Source organism: Streptomyces sp. NPDC102402 (assembly GCF_044765765.1).
In the GTDB taxonomy this organism is placed as follows: domain Bacteria; phylum Actinomycetota; class Actinomycetes; order Streptomycetales; family Streptomycetaceae; genus Streptomyces.
In genome coordinates this window covers 1-20,622 of the sequence record NZ_JBIWKR010000010.1, presented here as the reverse complement: position 1 = coordinate 20,622, position 20,622 = coordinate 1, and the positions used below count along the sequence as shown (strand labels likewise).

Sequence of the window (20,622 nt, the reverse complement as noted above, 5' to 3'; positions counted from 1 at the left end):
TTGTCTCCTTGGTTGAGGTGGGTGGTCGGCCGGGCGGGTCAGCCCTTGTACGGCACAGCGGTTCAGCCCTTGGTGAGGACGGAGCGGCCGAAGAACAGCAGGTTGGCCGGCTTCTCCGCGAGGCGGCGCATGAAGTATCCGTACCAGTCGGTGCCGTACGCCGTGTAGACGCGCATCCGGTGGCCCTCGGCCGCGAGCCGGATGTGCTCCTCGCTGCGGATGCCGTACAGCATCTGGAACTCGTACTCGTCCAGTTTGCGCCCGGCCTGGCGTGCGAGCTCCTGGCCGATGGCGATGAGACGGGGATCGTGAGAGCCGATCATCGGGTAGCCCTCGCCCAGCATCAGCGTCTTCAGGATGCGGACGTACGCCTTGTCGATCTCCGGCTTGCTCTGGTACGCGACGGAGGCGGGCTCCTTGTAGGCGCCCTTCACCAGGCGGACCCGGCTGCCCGCGGCGGCGAGCCGGCGGGCGTCGGCCTCCGTGCGGAACAGGTAGGACTGGATCACACAGCCGGTCTGCGGGAAGTCCTTCCGCAGCTCCTCGTGGATGGCGAACATCGAGTCCAGGGTGGTGTGGTCCTCGGCGTCCAGCGTGACCGTGGTGCCGATCGCGGCGGCGGCCTCGACCACCGGGCGGACGTTGGCGAGGGCCAGCTCGTGGCCGCCCTCCAGCGCCTGGCCGAACATCGAGAGCTTGACGGACATCTCGGCACGGGCACCGAGCCCGAGCTCCTTCAGACGGCCGACGAGCTCCAGGTAGGCGTCGCGCGCGGCGGCGGCCTGCCCGGGGGTGGTGATGTCCTCACCGACGACGTCCAGGGTGACCTCGAGGCCTTTGGAGGCGGCGTCCTCGATGACCGGGACGACCTGGTCGACGCTCTCACCGGCGATGAAGCGGTCGACGACCTGCTTGGTGCCGGGCGCGGCCGAGATGAAACGACGCATCTTGTCGCTGCGTGACGCGGCGAGAATCACGGGACCCAGCACGGGGCACCTCCACGGAGTACGAACGAGGCCGGACCGGTGGGTGTGCGAACAGACCGGGACGGCACGGAGAACCACTGTGAAATCTAGGGACCCCCGCAATCGCGTGCCATCGACAGCTGTCACGCATCCGCACGCCGGATCTCAGACATATGTCTGAAGGGATGCGAGAATGGCGGGGTGAAGGGCGATTACCAGGAGCTGGTCGACGAGATCTCCGCGCTGCTCAGCGCCCCGGCCACACTGGAGAACCGCGATTTCGGGCTGGTCGCCTTCGGGGCCCACGACAGCGACGACGACACGGCCATGGACCCCGTCCGTACGCGCTCGATCCTGACCCGCCGCTCCACCCCGGCGGTGCGCTCCTGGTTCGAGGGTTTCGGCATCACCCGGGCCACGGGGCCCGTCCGTATCCCGGCCGCCCCGGAGGCCGGAGTGTTCCGGGACCGCATCTGCCTTCCGGTACGCCATCGGGGTGTCGTCCTGGGCTATGTGTGGCTGCTGGACGCGGACCCCGGGCCGACGGACGGGCAGCTGGCGGCCGCCATGGACGTGGCGGCCCGGATCGGAGCCCTGCTCGCCGACGAGGAGCGGGCCGGCGCGGACCTGTCACGCGAATTCGGCGCGGTGCTCGTCGCCGGACGCGGCTGGCAGCGCGACATGGCGGTGGCCGCGCTGCACGACGCCCTGGGAGCCGACGCGGACGGGCTGCACACGGTGGTCTGCGTGATCCCGTGGCCCGGCGGGCCCCCGTCCGTGCGTACGGTGCCGTCGGCGGCGGCCCTCGCCACGCTTCCGTGGGCGGGCGCCCAGGCACTGGCCGCCCTGGTCCGGCTGCGCTCCCCCGACACCCTCGATCCGGCGACGACGGCCGCGGAGCGGCTGCGCGCCGCAGCGGGACCCGGCGCCACCGGCGGCCTCGCCGCCGCGCGCAGGGGCCTGGCGGAGCTGGCCGACTCCTGGCACGAGGCACTGTCGGCCGCCCGCGCGGCCGCGGCGGAATCCCGTTTCGGCCCCGTCGCCGCGTGGGGAGCCATCGGTCCGTACCGCATGCTGGCCGCCCTCCCCCGCCCGCCGGAGGGCGCTCCCGACCCGGCCGTCCGCCGCCTGCTGACCCCGTCGCACGCGGAACTGGCCCGCACCGCCGAGGTGTTCCTCGACCGGGCGGGCCAGGCGAGCCGTACCGCGGCCGAGCTGGGCATCCACCGCCAGACGCTCTACTACCGCCTCGCCAGGATCCAGGAGCTCACCGGCCTCGACCTGAACGACGGCGAGGACCGGCTGCTCCTGCACATGGCGCTGAAGCAGGCCCGGCTGTGAGCGGGCTACAGGATTTCCCGCTCCGCTGACGATCAGGGCGCATCAGGGGCCGGGAATCCGATCAGCTGATCTCTCGACCCTGCGGCCACCTTCTTGGCATCATCACGTCGTGGCCTCCCTCGTCGCGCCCTCAACTGACCGACCTCAAACGTCTTGTCACCTCTGAAGAGAGGCCGTTGAATGCGACATCAGCCTCCCGCCTTCACCACGCGGTCGTCCCGCATCTGATGGATAGATTCGAACGCTTTTCTGAACCGAACCCAAGGGGAAATGGTGTGAGCAAGTTTCACGTCAGCCAGATCGAGACCCATGTCCGCGCCCTTTACGAGCCGGACAACTGGAACGCCACTCTGGATGACACGAACAATCTTTCGCGCCTCTTGGCACTCCACTCCGTCCATCTTGTCCTGGGTTCCTCGGAGGGATCCCAGCCGTCGATCGAAATTACAGACGGCGCCAAGGACCGGGGTATTGATGCCATCGGGGTCGACTCAGCGGCCAAGTTGGTCGTTTTTGTGCAGTCGAAGTGGCGCCGGGACGGTTCGGGGTCCATGGCCCTCGGCGATGTCCTGAAATTCCTACAGGGCGTAAAATCTCTCCTCGGAATGCGCGCCGATGACGATCTCGCCCATGCTTCCGAAAGCACGAAGATAGCAGTTCGTGATCTTCTGAAGACGCCGGGCGCCCGCATCCGTTTGGTCACGGTCACGACTGCAGGCGATGCGCTCGCACCGGAAGTGCAGGAGCCCATCGCTGAACTACTGGATCAGCTCAATGACCTGGAAGGGATCGACCCTCTCGCCTCGCACAGCCACTTCGCCCAGGCCGACCTCTTCAATTCGATCTCGGAACAGGTACGACCGACGGTCGACATCGCGTTGCAGATGCTCGACTGGGGACGGGGGTCCGAGCCGCAAAGGATGTACTACGGGCGAGTCAGCGCTGCCGAGATCGCCGGCTGGTTCAGGGACTACGGTGTCGACCTCTTCGCCGAGAACATTCGTGTCGTGATTCCCAGGTCGGACATCAACGACGGGATCCTGCAGACGATCCGGGACGATCCCGAGCGATTCGCCTACTACAACAACGGCATCACCGTCCTAGCCGAGGCGATAGAGATCGGACCAGGCGGCGCACTGAACCGGGATGTCGGATTTTTCAAGCTCTCTGGTGCGAGCATCGTCAATGGGGCGCAGACCGTTTCCACCCTGGGGACAGTGCTCGCCACAGAGCACGAGAAGAATCTGGGGAGCGCCTTCGTTCTCGTACGTTGCATCGAAGTACCTAAGGCCGAAGATGAACTCGGGCGCCGCATAACGAGGTTTGCAAATACCCAGAACGAAGTTTCCAGTCAGGACTTCGCGTTCCTCGACCAAGAGCAGCACCGGCTTGTCCGCGAACTTCAGGTGCTCGGTTACGAGTACCTCCTGCGTTCAGCAGAACAGGCAAAGTCGAAGGATCCCGATAAGGTGATCGAGGTACGGCAGGCTGCAGTTGCGCTGGCGTGCGCCTCCAGTAGCGTGAACCACTCGGTGATCGCCAAGCGGGAAGTGTCCCGACTGTTCTCGGAGTCATCCGTCTACCATTCCCTCTTCAATCCGAACACGGATCCCCTCAGGCTCACGCGGGCTGTGAGGATCACCGTCTCCGTCGACAAGCTGCTCGACAAGATGGAACGGGAGCGCGACGGCGCAGAGGCGGGTATCGCCGTGCACGGCAGAAGAGTCATCGCGCATCTGGTGATGAGGAAGCTGGGGGACCACTTCTTGCGAGACCCCAAGAGTGACCTGAATCCTGTTCTGGATGGATTGGACTCGGCGGTCAACACGTACGTGGCCGCCATGGTCCTGGCGTTTCCGGCCAACGCCTACCCTGGCAACGTGTTCAAGAACCAGGCGCGGGTTGCCGCCCTGATTCGGGACGCCGGACTGACGTGACACGGACGGGGTAGGCGGATCGCCTGCAGCAGCATGGCCTGCCAGGAGTTCGGCGGCCAACCCTCAGCGGTTGCGACACCGGATGAGTACGGCGCCGGTGGGGCCGGGTACGGCGGCGGAGTCGCGGCGGCACTCAGGGCAGTTGACTGAGAGCATGAGGAGCGACATCCGTGTGCCCCTCACCCCCCGGAGAGCGCACCGCGCTGGTGGGCCGCCCCGCTGCTGGGCGCCCTGCTGGCCCCGTTGTTGGCTGCTGCGGTCTCCGGGATCGACAACATGTTCGCTGGCCCGACGTTTCTGATGACCAGGGGTGTGGTGCCTGCCTACGCGTTGATCCTCCCGGGCTGATTCCTCGCCCGGCTGTGCGCTCGCCGCCCTGTTCCCGGCCATGATCAGCACGTTAGGGCTGGATGATCTTCCTCGTCGCGCTCTTCACGGCTGACGGCGGGAGCCTGGCCCACGCACGACCGCGCCCGGCGGACAGAGTGATGTCTGTCCGCCGGGCGCGGTCGTGGTGGGAATGCCGGTCAGTCGGTGAGGTTCACCGAACGCGCCGAGGCGGCGCCGATCTCCTCGGCGATCTCGGTGAGGACCGTCTGCGGGATGGTGTCGTCGACGGTGAGGACGACCAGCGCCTCGCCGCCCGCGTCCTGGCGCGAGACCTGCATGCCGGCGATGTTCAGACCGGCCTCGCCGAGGATCTTGCCGACCGCGCCGACGACGCCGGGACGGTCCTCGTACCGCAGGACGACCATGTGGTCGGCGAGCGCCAGGTCCACGTCGTGCTCGCCGATCGCGACGATCTTCTGGAGGTGCTTGGGGCCGGCCAGCGTGCCGGAGACCGCGACCTCCTCGCCGCTCGACAGCGTGCCGCGGACGGTCACCACGTTGCGGTGGTCCGGCGACTCGGAGCTCGTGGTGAGGCGGACCTCGACACCGCGCTCCTGCGCGAAGAGCGGGGCGTTGACGTAGCTGACGGTCTCGTCGACGACGTCCTCGAACACGCCCTTGAGCGCGGAGAGTTCGAGCACCTTCACGTCATGCTGCGTGATCTCGCCGTAGACCTCGACGTCAAGACGGGCAGCGACCTCACCGGCGAGCGCGGTGAAGATCCGGCCGAGCTTCTCGGCGAGCGGCAGACCGGGACGCACGTCCTCGGCGATGACGCCGCCCTGGACGTTGACCGCGTCGGGCACGAGTTCACCGGCGAGCGCCAGGCGGACGGACTTGGCGACGGCGATGCCCGCCTTCTCCTGGGCCTCGTCGGTGGAGGCACCGAGGTGCGGGGTGCAGACGACCTGGTCGAACTGGAACAGCGGGGAGTCCGTGCAGGGCTCCTTGGTGTACACGTCCAGACCGGCGCCGGCGACGCGGCCCTCCTTGAGGGCGGAGGCGAGCGCCTCCTCGTCCACGATGCCACCGCGCGCGGCGTTGACGATGCGCACCGAGGGCTTCACCTTGTGCAGCGCCTCGTCGCCGATGAGGCCGAGCGTCTCGGGGGTCTTGGGCAGGTGCACCGTGATGAAGTCGGAGACCTCGAGCAGCTCGTCCAGCGTGAGGAGCTTGACGCCCATCTGCGCCGCGCGGGCGGGCTGCACATAGGGGTCGTACGCGACGATCTTCATGCCGAACGCCGACATGCGCTGGGCGACCAGGACGCCGATGCGGCCGAGGCCGACGACACCGAGGGTCTTCTCGCTGAGCTCGACACCCGTGTACTTGGAGCGCTTCCACTCGCCGTTCTTCAGGGCGGTGTTGGCCTGCGGGATGTTGCGCGCCGTGGCGACGAGCAGACCACACGCCAGCTCGGCGGCGGTGACGATGTTGGAGGTCGGGGCGTTGACGACCATCACGCCGGCCTTGGTGGCCGAGGAGACGTCGACGTTGTCCAGACCGACGCCGGCACGGGCGACGACCTTGAGCTTCTTCGCGGCGGCGATGGCCTCGGCGTCGACCTTGGTGGCGGAGCGCACCAGGATCGCGTCGACCTCGGCGATCGCGGGGAGGAGTTCGGCGCGGTCCGCGCCGTTGCAGTGCCGGATCTCGAAGTCCGGACCCAGGGCGTCGACCGTGGCGGGCGACAGCTCTTCGGCGATGAGTACGACAGGTTTCGGGCTCACGTGTGTCCTCACAAGTCCAGTGCGGACGGCCGTCCCGACGGCCGCAGGCGGTGGAGGGGCTAGCCGCGTGGAAGACGCACGACACTGTGGGCCCTGACGCGTGTATGTGTTGAGAAGTGTAGTCATGCGGCCGGGCTTCGGCTGCGCCCCGGTGGAAGGATCACCCTCACGGGGTGGACGGTCTGTACAGACGTACGCGCCGCTTCCAGCCACTCACCTCTCCCCGCAGTGACACGGGGTGTGAGGCCGGCCGTGCGCCGGGGGGCGGGCCCGTGCGGGCCCGCCCCCCGGCGAGAACTCAGGCGTCCTCGTTGTCGACCCAGCTCATGAGCTTGCGGAGCTCCTTGCCGGTGGTCTCCAGCAGGGACTCGCTGTCGGCCTTCTTGTACTCGTTGTACTTGGGCAGACCGTTGTGGTATTCGGCCATCCAGGCCTTGGCGAAGGTGCCGTCCTGGATCTCGGCGAGAACCTTCTTCATCTCCGCCTTGGTGGCGTCCGTGATGATGCGCGGGCCGGTGACGTAGTCGCCCCACTCGGCGGTCTCCGAGATGGACCAGCGCATCTTCTCCAGGCCGCCCTCGTACATGAGGTCCACGATGAGCTTCAGCTCGTGGAGGCACTCGAAGTACGCGATCTCCGGCTGGTAGCCGGCCTCGGTCAGCGTCTCGAAACCGGCCTTGACCAGGGCGGCGGTACCACCGCAGAGGACGGCCTGCTCACCGAACAGGTCGGTCTCGGTCTCCTCGGTGAAGGTCGTCTTGATGACGCCGGCGCGGGTGCCGCCGATCCCCTTCGCGTAGGAGAGGGCGAGCTCCAGGCCCTTGCCCGTCGGGTTCTGCTCGACGGCCACGATGCACGGGACGCCGCGGCCTTCCTCGTACTGGCGGCGGACCAGGTGGCCCGGGCCCTTCGGGGCGACCATGCAGACGTCGACGTTGGCCGGCGGCTTGATGAAGTCGAAGCGGATGTTCAGGCCGTGACCGAAGAACAGCGCGTCGCCGTCCTTGAGGTTGTCCTTGACGGACTCCTCGTAGACCTGGGCCTGGATCGGGTCCGGGACGAGGATCATGATGACGTCGGCCTCGGCCGCGGCCTCGGACGGGGTCACCACGCGCAGGCCCTGCTCCTCGGCCTTGGCCTTGGACTTCGAGCCCTCGTGCAGACCGACACGGACGTCGACACCCGAGTCACGCAGCGACAGCGCGTGGGCGTGGCCCTGGCTGCCGTAGCCGAGGACCGCGACCTTGCGGCCCTGGATGATGGACAGGTCGGCATCGTCGTCGTAGAACAGCTCGGCCACTGGGTCTTCTCCTTGGTGTGCAGGTGTTGCGTCCCACCGTACGGCGGGGTGCGTGGGGTTCGTTGCCGGGTCTCGCCATACGAGCGGCGAGGGGCCCGGAGGGTTACGCCGTCCGGTCGAGGGCGCGCAGGGAACGGTCGGTGATCGAGCGCGCGCCGCGTCCTATGGCGATGGTGCCGGACTGGACGAGCTCCTTGATGCCGAACTGCTCGAGCATCTTGAGCATGGCCTCCAGCTTGTCGGCGCCCCCGGTCGCCTCGATCGTGACGGCCTCCGGGGAGACGTCCACGGTCTTGGCGCGGAACAGCTGGACGATCTCGACGATCTGGGAGCGGGTCTCGTTGTCTGCGCGGACCTTCACCAGGACGAGCTCCCGCTGGATCGCTGCGGCGGGCTCGAGTTCGACGATCTTCAGGACGTTGACCAGCTTGTTGAGCTGCTTGGTCACCTGCTCCAGGGGCAGGCCCTCGACGTTCACGACAATGGTGATGCGTGAGATGTCGGGATGTTCGGTGGTACCGACCGCGAGCGAGTCGATGTTGAAGCCGCGCCGGGAGAACAGGGCAGTGATCCGGGCGAGGACACCCGGCTTGTTCTCGACCAGGACGGAGAGGGTGTGCTTACTGGACATGGAGTCGGTCTCTCTCTGTCTCTCAGTCGTCTTCGTTGTCGCCGAAGTCGGGGCGGACGCCGCGCGCTGCCATGACCTCGTCGTTGGAGGTGCCGGCGGCGACCATCGGCCACACCATGGCGTCCTCGTGGACGATGAAGTCGATGACGACCGGGCGGTCGTTGATCGCGTTGGCCTCGGCGATGACCTTGTCCAGGTCGGCCGGGTCCTCGCAGCGGATCGCGTAGCAGCCCATGGCCTCGGACAGCTTGACGAAGTCGGGCACGCGGGTGCCCTTGGCGGCGTTGCCGTCGGCGTCCGGGCCGGAGTGCAGCACGGTGTTGGAGTACCGCTGGTTGTAGAACAGGGTCTGCCACTGGCGGACCATCCCGAGGGCGCCGTTGTTGATGATGGCGACCTTGATCGGGATGTTGTTGAGCGCGCAGGTGGTGAGTTCCTGGTTGGTCATCTGGAAGCAGCCGTCGCCGTCGATCGCCCAGACGGTTCGGTCGGGCATGCCGGCCTTGGCACCCATCGCGGCCGGGACGGCGTAGCCCATGGTCCCGGCGCCGCCGGAGTTGAGCCAGGTCGCGGGCTGCTCGTACTGGATGAAGTGCGAGGCCCACATCTGGTGCTGGCCGACGCCCGCCGCGAAGATCGTTCCCTCGGGGGCGAGTTCGCCGATGCGCTGGATGACCTGCTGCGGCGAGAGGCTGCCGTCCTCCGGCAGGTCGTAGCCGACCGGGTAGGTCTCGCGCCAGCGGTTGAGGTCCTTCCACCAGGCGCTGTAGTCGCCGGTGTGGCCCTCGGTGTGCTCGGCCTGAACCGCCTGGACGAGGTCGGCGATGACCTCGCGGGCGTCACCGACGATCGGGACGTCGGCGGCGCGGTTCTTGCCGATCTCGGCCGGGTCGATGTCCGCGTGCACGATCTTCGCGAAGGGGGCGAAGCTGTCCAGCTTGCCGGTGACGCGGTCGTCGAACCTGGCCCCGAGCGCGACGATCAGGTCGGCCTTCTGCAGCGCGGTGACGGCGGTGACCGAACCGTGCATGCCGGGCATTCCCACGTGCAGCGGGTGGCTGTCGGGGAAGGAGCCGAGCGCCATCAGGGTGGTGGTGACGGGCGCTCCGGTGAGCTCTGCCAGGACCTTCAGCTCCGCGGTCGCGCCGGCCTTCATGACACCGCCGCCGACGTACAGCACCGGGCGCTTGGCCTGGGTGATGAGCTTGGCGGCCTCGCGGATCTGCTTGGCGTGCGGCTTGGTCACCGGGCGGTAGCCGGGCAGGTCCATGGCCGGCGGCCAGCTGAAGGTGGTCTTCGCCTGCAGCGCGTCCTTGGCGATGTCGACGAGGACCGGTCCCGGGCGGCCGGTGGAGGCGATGTGGAAGGCCTCCGCGACCGTGTGCGCGATGTCCTCGGCGCGGGTGACCAGGAAGTTGTGCTTCGTGATCGGCATGGTGATGCCGCAGATGTCGGCTTCCTGGAAGGCGTCCGTACCGATGGCGGCCGAGGCCACCTGACCGGTGATCGCGACCATCGGCACGGAGTCCATGGCCGCGTCGGCGATCGGGGTGACCAGGTTGGTCGCACCGGGCCCCGAGGTGACGATGCAGACCCCGACCTTGCCGGTGGCCTGCGCGTAGCCGGTGGCCGCGTGGCCGGCCCCCTGCTCGTGGCGGACCAGGACGTGACGGACCCGGGTGGAGTCCATCAGCGGGTCGTACGCCGGCAGGATGCAGCCACCGGGGAGGCCGAATACGGTGTCGGCCCCGACTTCCTCGAGAGAACGGATGAGGGACTGCGCGCCCGTGAGGTGCTCAACGGAGGCGGAGGACGGTCCGCCGTTACGGGCCCGCGGCTGCGGGTGCTGGGCCCCGGTGGCCTGCTCGGTCATCGGCATTCTCTTCTCGAAGCTGAGGGTTTATGCGGTGTTTTTACGGGGTTTTGAAAGGTCCCGGTGCAACAAAAAACCCCTCGTGCCGTGAGGCAAGCGAGGGGAGCGCGCCGGTGCGGTCTGCAGGGTGTCCATGAGTGACCCTGCTTCAGCCGACGCGCTTTCCAAGTACGAGAATTCGGGTGCGCATGGCATTGACCCTCTCTCCGGTACGCATACGGTGTCAAGTGGGTGGGACGGGAGTCTCATCATGTGAGCGCCCCTGGGGCGGGATCGCACCGCCCGCCAGCACCGGCTGAGCGGCCGGACCGACGCCGGGGACCGGATACTTCCCGCGGATGAGTGCGTGCCGCAGCCTGTACTCGTCCAGCGGGCCCGCGAAGGCCATCCCCTGGCCGTGGGTGCACCCCATGGCGCGCAGCGCGCGCACCTGTTCGGGCACGTCCACCCCGTCGGCCACCGACTGCATGCCGAGATCGCCGGCGATGCGCAGCAGGCCACTGGTGATCTTGTGCAGTCTCGCCGACTCGACGACCCCCTCCACCAGGCAGCGGTCCAGCTTCAGTACGTCGATGGGGAGCCGGCGCAGGGCGTTGACCGCGGCGTACCCGCTGCCGAAACCGTCGAGCGCGATCCGGACGCCGAGTCGGCGCAGTGCGACCAGCCGCTGCTCCAGCTCGTCGAAGGAGATCCGCGGATCACTGTCGGCCACTTCGATCAGCAGCGCGCCGGAGGGCAGCCCGTGCCGGGTCAGGAGCGCCTCGACGGATCCCGGGGGCAGGGCCCTGTCGAGGAGCCTGGCGGCCGACACCCGCACGCAGACGGAGACCGGATGCCCGGCCCCGAACCGGTCCGCGGCCTGCTCCACGGCCTCCTCCAGCAGCCAGGTGCCGAGCTCGGAGGCGCGGTCGCTGTCCTCGGGGACCCGGAGGAATTCCGCGGGGGTGAACAGGATGCCCTGGGAGGAGCGCCAGCGGGCCTGGGCGGAGACGGCCGCGACGGTGCCGCTGGCCAGATGGACCACGGGCTGGTGGAGCAGGGCGAATTCGCCGTCACGCAGGGCGGTGCGCAGCCGTGACGTGAGCTCGGAACGGCGCACGACGTCGGCCTGCATCTGAGGGGCGTACAGCTCGACCCGGTCCTTGCCGCCGGCCTTCGCCCGGTACATGGCGAGGTCGGCGTTGCGCATGAGGTCCTTGGGTGTGATGGACGGTTCCGCGAAGGCGACCCCGATGGAGGCGGCCACCCGGACCTCGCCTGGACCGATCCGGTACGGCTGGGAGAGCCTGAGACGCAGCCGGTCGGCGATCTCGTGGACCTGGCACTCCCGGGCGGCCTGGTCGCGGGTGCCGTCGCCGACGATGAGCGCGGCGAACTCGTCACCCCCGAGGCGTGCGGCGGTGTCCGAGGCGCGTACGGACTCCTGGAGGCGGCGGGCGGCCTGGACGAGGAGTTCGTCGCCCGCCTGGTGGCCGATGGAGTCGTTGACCGCCTTGAAGCCGTCGAGGTCGATGAAGAGCACGGCGGTGCCCGGGTCGCCGGTCCGGCGGCCGCCGAGCGCCTGGCCGACCCGTGCGGTGAAGAGGGCACGGTTGGGCAGATCGGTCAGCGGGTCGTGTTCGGCGTTGTGCTGGAGCTGCGCCTGCAGCCTGACGCGCTCGGTCACGTCGCGGCTGTTGAGCAGCAGGCCGCCCTGGTGGCGGTTGACCGTGGACTCGACGTGGAGCCAGTCGCCGGTACCCGACCGGAAGCGGCACTCGATCCTGGTGGTGGGCTCCTCCCGTGACGACGCGGCGAGGAAGCGCCGCAACGCGTGCACCACTCCCCCGAGGTCGTCGGGATGGATGATCGAGGACAGCTCCGCACCGACGAGGCCCTCGGCGTCGCGGCGGTAGACACCGGCGGCCGCGGGGCTGACGTAGCGGAGCACCCCGCTGGGCTCGGCGATCATGATGACGTCGCTGGAGCCCTGCACCAGGGAGCGGAAGTGGTTCTCCTTCTGGGCCAGTTCCTGGGTGAGCGCGATGTTGTCGAGGAGCATGATGGCCTGGCGCAGCACCAGGGCGAGCACGACCGTGCAGCCGGTGAGGACCACGACGCGGTCGACCCTGCGGCCCTCCACGACGTTGTACAGGATGCCGAGGGTGCAGACCGCCGCGGCGAGATAGGGCGTGAGCGCCGCGAGTGACCCGGCGATGGGGCGGCTCACGGCACGTGGCTCGGGGGCGGCGGCTTCGACAGCGTTGTCCTGGCTGCGGCGGGCCCCCCAGGGGGCGTACGCGAGGATCAGGGAACCGGCGAACCAGCCCGCGTCCAGCAGTTGGCCCGAGTGGTACGCCGAGCGCAGCAGCGGGGCCGTGAAGAGCGCGTCGCACACCACGGTCAGGGCGAGGCCGGCGATGGCGGTGTTCACCGCGGAGCGGTTCACGTTGACCCGCCGGAAGTGCAGCGCGAGGACCATGGAGACCAGCACGATGTCGAGCAGCGGGTAGGCGAGCGAGAGGGCGGCTCTGGCCACGCTCTCCCCCGCGGCGTTCGCGACGTGGGCGGTGTGGGCGAGCGCGAGGCTCCAGGAGAGCGTCAGCAGGGATCCGCCGATCAGCCAGGCGTCCAGCACCAGGCAGACCCAGCCCGCGCGGGTGACGGGCCGCTTGGCGAGGACCAGCAGCCCGACGATGGCGGGCGGCGCGAAGCAGAGGAAGAAGAGGTCCGCCAGGGAGGGGGTGGGCACCGGGCGCCCGAGCACCACCTCGTACCACCCCCAGACCGCGTTGCCTCCGGCGGCCATGGCCGAGGAGAGCGAGAAGAGGAGCCAGGCGGGCCGGAGCCGGCTGCCGCCGGTGCGCGCGTAGAGGAAGCACGACACGGCGGCGATCAGGGCGGCGACGCTGAGACCGAAGTCACCCATGAAGAGGGCGACTCCGGGGGACCCCCAGCCCCAGGCGGCCCCTACGCCGTATCCGGCGCAGACGGCGGCGAGGACGAGCTGGGAGCGCAGCCCGACGGCCCGCCCGGCGGACGGCTGCCGGGAGAGCAGGGCCCCGAGGGCGCTCACCGGTGCGCCCCGCGGACGGCTCCCGGCGCCCGCGCCTCCGCCGGCCTCCTCTGCCCGCCCTGCCGCGTCGGATCGTCTCTCCACTGGCCGAACATCGCCCGTCGCCCCCTCGCGTTGCGCTACTCCCGGCGCCGTCCCTTCCACGGCGCTGCCCTCTTGTGGACGATACACCAGAGCCGTCACTCAGGGACATAGCTTCTCTACTCTCCGTGACCACCTGGGGTGTTGTGAGGACGGGGAGCGGCCGATCGGCTCCGCAGCGTGGTCAGCCGGTCGTGAGGACGAGGTTGCCGACCGGCTCCCCCGCGGCGAACCGGGTGAGCTGTGCGGCCAGCAGTCGCTTGGCCCGGGGCAGGAACGCGGAGGTGCTGCCGCCCACATGGGGGGTGATCAGTGTGTGGGGAGCATGCCAGAGCGGGTGGCCTGCGGGCAGGGGTTCGGGGTCGGTGACGTCGAGCGCGGCCCGCAGACGCCCGGCCTCGAGTTCGCGGAGCAGGGCGTCGGTGTCGACGACGGCTCCCCGGGCGACGTTCACGAGCAGTGCGCCGTCCCTCATGGCGGCCAGGAAGGCGGGCCCCACCAGCCCTTGTGTGGAAGGGTTCAGCGGAGTGGACAGGATGACGATGTCGGCCTCGGGCAGCAGGGCGGGAAGCTCCTCGATAGCGTGTACGGGGCCGCGCTCGGTTGCCCGTGCCGAGCGCGCGACGCGCACCACCCGCGCGCACTCGAAGGGTTCGAGCCGGTCCTCGATGGCCGCGCCGATCGAGCCGTAGCCCACCACGAGGACGGACTTGTCGGCGAGCGCCGGGTAGAAGCCGGACCGCCACTCCTCCTTGTCCTGGCCGTGCACGAAGCCCGGGAACCCCCGGAGCGATGCGAGGACCAGGGTGAGGGCGAGCTCGGCGGTCGACGCCTCGTGCACGCCCTTGGCGTTGCACAGCCGAACCCCCGCGGGCAGCAGACCGAGTCCGGGCTCCACGTGGTCGATGCCGGCGGAGAGGGTCTGGACGACCTGGACCGCGCGCATCCCCTCGAGCGGGCGGACCGCGACCTCCGGGCCCTTCATGTACGGGACGACGTAGAACGCGCAGTCGGAGGGGTCCGCCGGGTAGTCCCGGCCGCCGTCCCAGAAACGGTAGTTGAGACCCTCGGGGAGGCCGTCGACCTCATCGGCGGCGAACGGGAGCCATACGTCGTTGGCAAATGCAGAAGTCATGGTCAGGAGGCTATGCGAAGGGCGCGGAACCACAGAGGTTACTTTGGGGTGCTGGTGGTCCCGTGATCACGGGACCGAGGGAGGGTGCGGGGAGTTGGAGCGCAGGACTATCGGTGCGGCGGCGCTGGCCGTCGGCGCGGTCGGGCTGGGCTGTATGCCGATGAGCTGGGCCTACAACACGTCGCAGCAGCGCGGTGACCGCTCGGTGCGGACCGTGCACGCCGCGCTGGACGCGGGCGTCCAACTCCTCGACACCGCCGACATGTACGGGCCGTTCACCAACGAGCTGCTCGTCGGCCGGGCGCTCAAGGGGCGCCGTTCGGAAGCCTTCCTCTCCACCAAGTGCGGTCTGCTGGTCGGCGATCAGCACATCGTGGCCAACGGCCGTCCCGGCTATGTGCGCCGGGCCTGCGACGCCTCGCTGCGACGCCTCCAGACCGATGTGATCGACCTCTACCAGCTGCACCGGGCGGATCCGGAGATTCCGGTGGAGGAGACCTGGGGTGCCATGGCGGACCTGGTGACCGCCGGCAAGGTGCGGTCGCTGGGGCTGTGCGCGGTGGGCGCGCGCGCCGGCCGCCGGCCGGGGGCACGGATGCACGACGGGACCATCGGGCAGCTGGAGCGGATACAGCAGGTCTTCCCCGTCAGCGCGGTCCAGGCGGAGCTCTCCGTGTGGTCGCCCGAGGCGCTGGAGGATCTCCTGCCGTGGTGCGCGGCCCGGGGTGTGGGCGTGCTGGCGGCGATGCCGCTGGGCAGCGGTTATCTCACCGGGACGCTCAAGCCGGGCCAGGGCTTCGAGCCGGACGATCCGCGGGCGAGACACCCCCGCTTCACCGCGGAGATGATGGCGGCCAACCAGCCTGTGGTGGCGGGTCTCCGGCGGATCGCGGAGCGGCACGGCGCCACACCGGCGCAGGTGGCTCTCGCCTGGGTCCTGCGACAGGGACGCCATGTGGTGCCCGTGCCCGGAGCGAAGCGTGAGCCGTGGGCGGTGGAGAACGCCGGAGCGGCGCGCCTGGTGCTCACCGACGGGGACCTGGCCGAGATCGCGGGACTGCCGCCGGCCCGCGGGTCGTGGGACTGACCGCGCGGCGGGAGAATTGGCGGAGACCTGGAACCCGCGACGGAGCCGCGGTGTAAGAACAGTAGTCGTGCGACCGTCGAAAGGATCGGTGCTGTGCAAACTCCCGCGCTGCGCACAGGGGTAGTGGCCCTGTGCGCCTCGGTCTCCCTCCTGTTGTCCGCCTGCTCGTCCGGCGACGGTCCGGCGGCAGGAGAGGGCGCCTCATCACCCGCGGGCGCCACATCGGCTCCCGCGGCCTCGGCGAGCCCCTCGGTGGAGCTGCCGCCGGCCAAGGGCTCCGTCGAGGTGGTGAAGACACTGGCGGACGGCCTCGCGTCTCCCTGGGGCCTCGCGGCTCTGCCCGGGGGCGATCTGCTGGTCTCCTCACGTGACGAGGCGACCATCGTCCGGATCGACGGGGAGAGCGGCAGGAAGACCCCGCTGGGCTCGGTTCCGGGGGTCGCCCCGGCGGGTGAGGGCGGGCTGCTCGGCCTCGCCGTCGCCCCGACCTTCGGCGCGGACCATCTGATCTACGCGTACTTCACCACCGAGTCGGACAACCGCATCGTCCGCCTCCAGTACGACGAGAAGAAGCCCGCCGGCCAGCAGCTGGGCGCCCCGGACACCATCCTGCGGGGCATCCCGAAGGGCTCCGTCCACAACGGCGGGCGGATCGCGTTCGGACCCGACCGCATGCTGTACGCGGGCACGGGCGAGACGGGTGACACGGGCCTTGCCCAGGACAGGTCGTCCCCCGCCGGCAAGATCCTCCGGATGACACCCGACGGCGAGCCGGTGCACGGCAATCCCGAGGCCGACTCGCTGGTCTATTCGTACGGGCACCGCAATGTGCAGGGCCTGGCCTGGGACGGCCGGAAGCAGCTCTGGGCGGCGGAATTCGGCCAGAACACCTGGGACGAGCTCAATCGGATCGAGCCGGGCAGGAATTACGGCTGGCCCGACGTCGAGGGCAAGAAGGGGGAGTCCGGATTCGTCGACCCGGTCGCCCAGTGGAAGACCTCCGAGGCTTCTCCGAGCGGCATCGCGTACGTCGAGGGTTCGGTCTGGATGGCGGGGCTGGGGGGCGAGCGGCTCTGGCGCATCCCCCTGTCGGGCAAGGCCGACGGGGAACCGCTGGCCGCCCCCCAGTCGTTCCTGGAAGGGAAGTACGGCCGTCTGCGCACGGTGCTCGCCGCGGGTGGGGACATGCTGTGGCTGGTCACGAGCAACACGGACGGCCGTGGCAGCCCGAAGTCGGGCGACGACCGGATCCTGCTGCTGAAGGTGCGGTAGCCGGGAGCCGCCCGGTTCACGCCGGTCCGGCGGCACGAGGTCGGAGGGAGCACAGCAGGTGTTCAACTGTGTTCAACTTCTTCGAGGAACTGTTCGCGCCAGGCCGTAGGCACACGGCTGAGGAGCAGAAGCGGCTGGAGCTGAGCCGGGTGGACCTGGGCGTCGGTGACCCCGCGCGGGGCCCGATAGACCTCACCGCCGGAAAGGTGACACTCCGCCGCCCGGCACAGGGGGCGCCGCCCGGCACAGGGGGCGCCGTCCGGCACAGGGGGCGCCGTCCGGGCGGACGGCGGCCGGCCCGGGACCGGCGGGGGAAGAGCCGGACAGGAGCCCGAAGCCGATTGAGACTCCTGGCCCCGCCGGGTCCCGGGTTGCGCCCCGCCGGGTCCCGGGTTGCCTGAGGCGGGGCGTCTCAGGCCGCCGCGTACAGCCGGAAGCGGTGCGCCAGTGCGGCTGCCTCTCCACGGCTGGAGACGCCCAGCTTGGCCAGGATGTTGGACACGTGCACGCTGGCGGTCTTCGGGGAGATGTAGAGCTCCTCCGCGATGCGGCGGTTGGTGTAGCCCGCCGCGACCAGCCGGTGCACCTCCTGTTCCCGCGAGGTCAGCCCGAACGACTCGGTCACGTCCACCGCCGGGACCGGATCGACTGGATGGGCTGTCTCGTGCTCGGCACCGTCCGGAGCGGTGAGCGCGATCCGGGCACGGCCGGCGAGGAGCTCGATGCTTTCCACGAGTGGCCGTGCGCCGAGCCTCGACGCCACGGCGTGTGCCTCCCGGAGGAGTCCCCCCGCCGGTGTCCGGTCACCGGATTCGGTGAGGATCGCCTCCGCCCAGTGGTGGCGGATCTGGGCCAGCTCGTAGGGGCGGTGGAGCGGGGCGAAGGCCGTGGCGGCCCTGCACCAGAGATCGGGGGTGTCCGTCCCTTCCGCCCGTGCCAGTTCCGCCTCGATCAGCAGGCCGTACGCCGCCCAGACGGGCACCAGCATCGGCAGCCGCTTGAGGTGGCCCCGGATCCGCTCCAGGACCGCCGGCCGTCCGGGTTCCATGGCGGGCAGCCCGCGGGCGTCCGCCTCTATCGCGGCGGCGGCCTGGAGCAGCGGCAGGGAGTACCGCTGGGTTCCCGGTGGCAGACCGATGTCGGACTGCGCCTCGAACGCGGCCCGCGCCTCGGGGAGCATGCCCTTCCGGGCGGCGAGGACCATGGAGTGCCGGACCGGGCAGATCAGGTGCTGAGGCTGCTGGTCGTGGCCGAGATGGCGGCGGTTCAGCGCCAGTTGCTCCTCGGCCTCCTCGAAGTCGCCGGTGGCCAGGGCCAGGTCGGTGCGGCGGGCGGCCACCAGGGCGTTCGACTTGCGGGACCGGGCCAGCGGGGCGGCGGCCTCCGCGGCTGCCCGGCTCTCCTTCCAGTTCCCCAGCGAGTAGTACGACTGCGCCTGGTTGGCCCGTGTCCAGGCCTCGGACTCGGGGACCCCGTGACTGTGGCAGGTCTGGATGCCGTGGTCGGCGGCCGCCACCGCCTCCAGCGAGCGGCCGCAGGATTCCAGTGACGAGGGCAGGTTGACGGCGGCACGGCTCATGACGCCCACCAGGTGCAGTTCCTCGGACCGGTCCCGGACGGCGTACATCTCGGCGACGCCCTCCTCGACGTCCCCCGCGTCGATCGTGAGCCAGCCCCGGGTGAGCCTGGCGTGCAGTTCGATGGACTCCGCGCCGACGAGCCGGGCGTACTCCACGGCCCGGTCGGCCGCGACCAGGGTCTCGGGCCCGGGCCGGTGCAGGGCACCCCAACTGGCGACCGAGGCGAGGACGTCAGCGTGCACGGCGGACGGCTGCAGCCCCCGCACCAGGTCCTCGGCGGTGGCCAGTTCCTGTCGGCCGTCCCCCCGGGAGAGGCTCTGCATCAGCAGGGAGCGCTGCACCCAGAACCACGCCTCGCGCAGCGGGTCACTGTCTCCGCCCAGGATGCGCAGTGCCTTCTTCGCTATGTGCAGGGCGCGTTCGCGGTCACCGCCGAAACGGGCGGCCACCGTGGCCTCGGCCATGAGGTCGAGGTAGCGCAACGGGTCGCCCGGCTCGCAGCCGCAGCCGGGGTACGCCTCGGCGTGGTCGAGGGGCCGCAGGGTGGCGCGTACCGCGTCGGGGACGTCGTCCCAGAGCTCCATGGCCCTTTCCAGCAGGCGGAGTTGCTCGCTGTACGCGTAGCGGCGCCGGGCCGCCACCGCGGCCTGGAGCACGGCGGGCAGCGCCCTGACCGCGTCGTGCGCGGCGTACCAGTAGCTGGCGAGGCGTGCGGCGCGTTCGTCAGCGCGTACGAGCGAGGGGTCGGCCTCCAGCGCTTCGGCGTAGCGGCGGTTGAGGCGGGTGCGTTCGCCGGGGAGGAGGTCGTCGCTGACGGCCTCGCGGACCAGGGAGTGCCGGAAGCGGTATCCGTCGATGTCGGGGGTCGGCAGCAGCAGGTTGGCGCCGACAGCGGCCCGCAGCGCTTCGTCGAGGTCGTCCTCCGCGAGGCCGGCGACGGCGGTGAGGAGCGGATGCTCGACCGTGGAGCCGCCTTCGGCGATGATCCGGGCGATCCGCTGCGCGTTGTCGGGCAGCGCCTCGACACGGACCAGGAGGAGGTCGCGGAGGGAGTCGGAGAGCCCGGAGCCGTCACCACAGCACTCCACGCTGCGGGCGAGCTCCTCGACGAAGAAGGCGTTGCCGTCGGAGCGTTCGAAGATCTCGTCGACCAGTGCGGCGTCGGGGACCATCGCGAGGATCCCGGTGAGCTGCCGGCCGACCTCGGCACGGCTGAAGCGGTCGAGTTCGACCCGGCGGACCGTGCGCAGCCGGTCCAGCTCGGCGAGGAGCGGGCGCAGGGGGTGACGCCGGTGGACGTCGTCGGCACGGTAGGTCCCGATCACGACGAGGCGGCCGTTGCGCAGCGTCCGGAACAGGTAGGCGAGCAGATGGCGCGTGGACGCGTCGGCCCAGTGCAGGTCCTCCAGGACGAGGACGACCGTGCGGGTGGCGGAGACGCGCTCCAGCAGCCGGGCGGCGAGCTCGAAGAGCCGGGCGGTGCCGTGCTCGTCGTCAGGCGCCCGGTCGGCCTCGCCCAGTTCGGGCAGCAGGCGGGCGAGCTCGCCCTCCTGGCCGGCGAGCGCCTCCGTCAGTTCCTCCGGGAGTGCGCGGCGCAGGGCGCGGAGCGCCGTCGCGAACGGGGCGTAGGGCAGGCCGTCGGCTCCGATCTCCACGCACCCGCCGACGGCCACGACCGCGTCCCGGCGGCAGGCCGCCCTGATGAACTCCTCGACCAGCCGGGTCTTGCCGACGCCCGCCTCACCGCCGACGAGCAGCGCCTGCGGCTCTCCGGCGGCGGCGCGGGCGAGCGTCCCGGTGAGCGCGGCGAGTTCACCGGCTCGGCCGACGAAGACGGGGCTGACGGTGTTGGTCTCCACGCCGCTGAGCATCGCATACGCGTACGACACCCCCGCCACCGATTTACGCGGGCCGTCCATCGTCACGCGGCGCGTACGAACCAGCTCCGGTTCTCTCCCACCTGCCCCTCGGTGTCGTCCCGTCCGGCACGGCGGGCGGCGCGACGGGCGAGCACCGCCTGGCGGACGGTGCGCCTCTCCTCGGCCAGACGGATCAGCTCGGCGGAGGCGATCCGGTGGAGTTCGTACTCGAACATGGTGTTCTCCCTGATGAGGAACGAGAGTGGGGGGGCGGGGTGTTGGCGGGGCCCCCCACACCGTGGCCCGGGGGGGGGGGCGCCGCGGGCGGGTGGCGGCCCTCGGGGACCCGGGGGGCGGTTGGCCGGGGGGGGCATGGCGATAGCGGC

At 70.2% G+C, this 20,622-nt stretch carries 14 protein-coding genes; 5 read left to right on the top strand and 9 right to left on the bottom strand.

Annotated elements, in window-relative coordinates; translation table 11 throughout:
* Positions 1-62: 62 nt before the first annotated feature.
* Positions 63-989: a proline dehydrogenase family protein gene (locus tag ACIRJR_RS25890; RefSeq protein ID WP_403784781.1), complete on the bottom strand. Its 927-nt coding sequence runs from the start codon at positions 987-989 to the stop codon at positions 63-65.
* Between the two features lie 177 nt (positions 990-1,166).
* Between ACIRJR_RS25890 and ACIRJR_RS25885 the strand changes: the two genes are divergently transcribed.
* Positions 1,167-2,306, top strand: coding sequence for a PucR family transcriptional regulator (locus tag ACIRJR_RS25885; RefSeq protein ID WP_403784779.1), 1,140 nt, complete (start codon positions 1,167-1,169; stop codon positions 2,304-2,306).
* 275 nt (positions 2,307-2,581) lie between these two features.
* On the top strand, positions 2,582-4,243 hold the full coding sequence (locus ACIRJR_RS25880) for an AIPR family protein (RefSeq protein ID WP_403784777.1): 1,662 nt from the start codon (positions 2,582-2,584) through the stop codon (positions 4,241-4,243).
* A 527-nt stretch (positions 4,244-4,770) separates the two neighbouring features.
* On the opposite strand, the gene serA is transcribed toward ACIRJR_RS25880, so the two are convergent.
* The 6 genes from serA to ACIRJR_RS25850 all read right to left on the bottom strand — a co-directional run bounded on the left by serA (position 4,771) and on the right by ACIRJR_RS25850 (position 14,438).
* Positions 4,771-6,363, bottom strand: coding sequence for a phosphoglycerate dehydrogenase (serA, locus tag ACIRJR_RS25875; protein ID WP_403784775.1), 1,593 nt, complete (start codon positions 6,361-6,363; stop codon positions 4,771-4,773).
* Positions 6,364-6,661: 298 nt separating this feature from the next.
* Positions 6,662-7,663 (bottom strand): ketol-acid reductoisomerase, encoded by a 1,002-nt coding sequence (gene ilvC / locus ACIRJR_RS25870; protein WP_389193933.1) that lies wholly within the window; start codon positions 7,661-7,663, stop codon positions 6,662-6,664.
* A 103-nt stretch (positions 7,664-7,766) separates the two neighbouring features.
* On the bottom strand, positions 7,767-8,294 hold the full coding sequence (ilvN, locus tag ACIRJR_RS25865) for an acetolactate synthase small subunit (RefSeq protein ID WP_031091631.1): 528 nt from the start codon (positions 8,292-8,294) through the stop codon (positions 7,767-7,769).
* 22 nt (positions 8,295-8,316) lie between these two features.
* Positions 8,317-10,173, bottom strand: a complete 1,857-nt coding sequence (locus ACIRJR_RS25860) for an acetolactate synthase large subunit (RefSeq protein WP_403784772.1) — start codon at positions 10,171-10,173, stop codon at positions 8,317-8,319.
* Positions 10,174-10,390: 217 nt separating this feature from the next.
* Positions 10,391-13,222 carry an EAL domain-containing protein gene (locus ACIRJR_RS25855; RefSeq protein ID WP_403784770.1) on the bottom strand — a complete coding sequence of 944 codons (2,832 nt, stop codon included), beginning with the start codon at positions 13,220-13,222 and terminating at the stop codon, positions 10,391-10,393.
* Positions 13,223-13,487: 265 nt separating this feature from the next.
* The gene (locus ACIRJR_RS25850) at positions 13,488-14,438 is read right to left on the bottom strand and encodes a 2-hydroxyacid dehydrogenase (RefSeq protein WP_403784768.1); all 951 of its coding nucleotides are present in this window, start codon (positions 14,436-14,438) and stop codon (positions 13,488-13,490) included.
* Between the two features lie 154 nt (positions 14,439-14,592).
* Here ACIRJR_RS25850 and ACIRJR_RS25845 point away from each other — a divergent pair, with 154 nt between their 5' ends.
* From ACIRJR_RS25845 to ACIRJR_RS25835, 3 genes are all read left to right on the top strand, one after another.
* A complete protein-coding gene (locus tag ACIRJR_RS25845) occupies positions 14,593-15,525 on the top strand; it encodes an aldo/keto reductase (RefSeq protein WP_403785140.1) in 933 nt (310 codons plus the stop codon).
* A gap of 93 nt (positions 15,526-15,618) precedes the next feature.
* Positions 15,619-16,797: a PQQ-dependent sugar dehydrogenase gene (locus ACIRJR_RS25840; protein ID WP_403784766.1), complete on the top strand. Its 1,179-nt coding sequence runs from the start codon at positions 15,619-15,621 to the stop codon at positions 16,795-16,797.
* Entirely contained in the window at positions 16,716-17,198 is a 483-nt protein-coding gene (locus ACIRJR_RS25835) for a DUF6191 domain-containing protein (protein ID WP_403784763.1), read from the top strand. Before ACIRJR_RS25840 ends, ACIRJR_RS25835 begins: the two co-directional genes overlap by 82 nt.
* Before the next feature lie 11 nt (positions 17,199-17,209).
* Here ACIRJR_RS25835 and ACIRJR_RS25830 read toward each other — a convergent pair whose 3' ends face one another.
* Positions 17,210-20,296, bottom strand: a complete 3,087-nt coding sequence (locus tag ACIRJR_RS25830; RefSeq protein WP_403785137.1) for an AAA family ATPase — start codon at positions 20,294-20,296, stop codon at positions 17,210-17,212.
* A gap of 2 nt (positions 20,297-20,298) precedes the next feature.
* Entirely contained in the window at positions 20,299-20,472 is a 174-nt protein-coding gene (locus ACIRJR_RS25825; RefSeq protein ID WP_403784761.1) for a hypothetical protein, read from the bottom strand.
* Between the last annotated feature and the right edge of the window lie 150 nt (positions 20,473-20,622).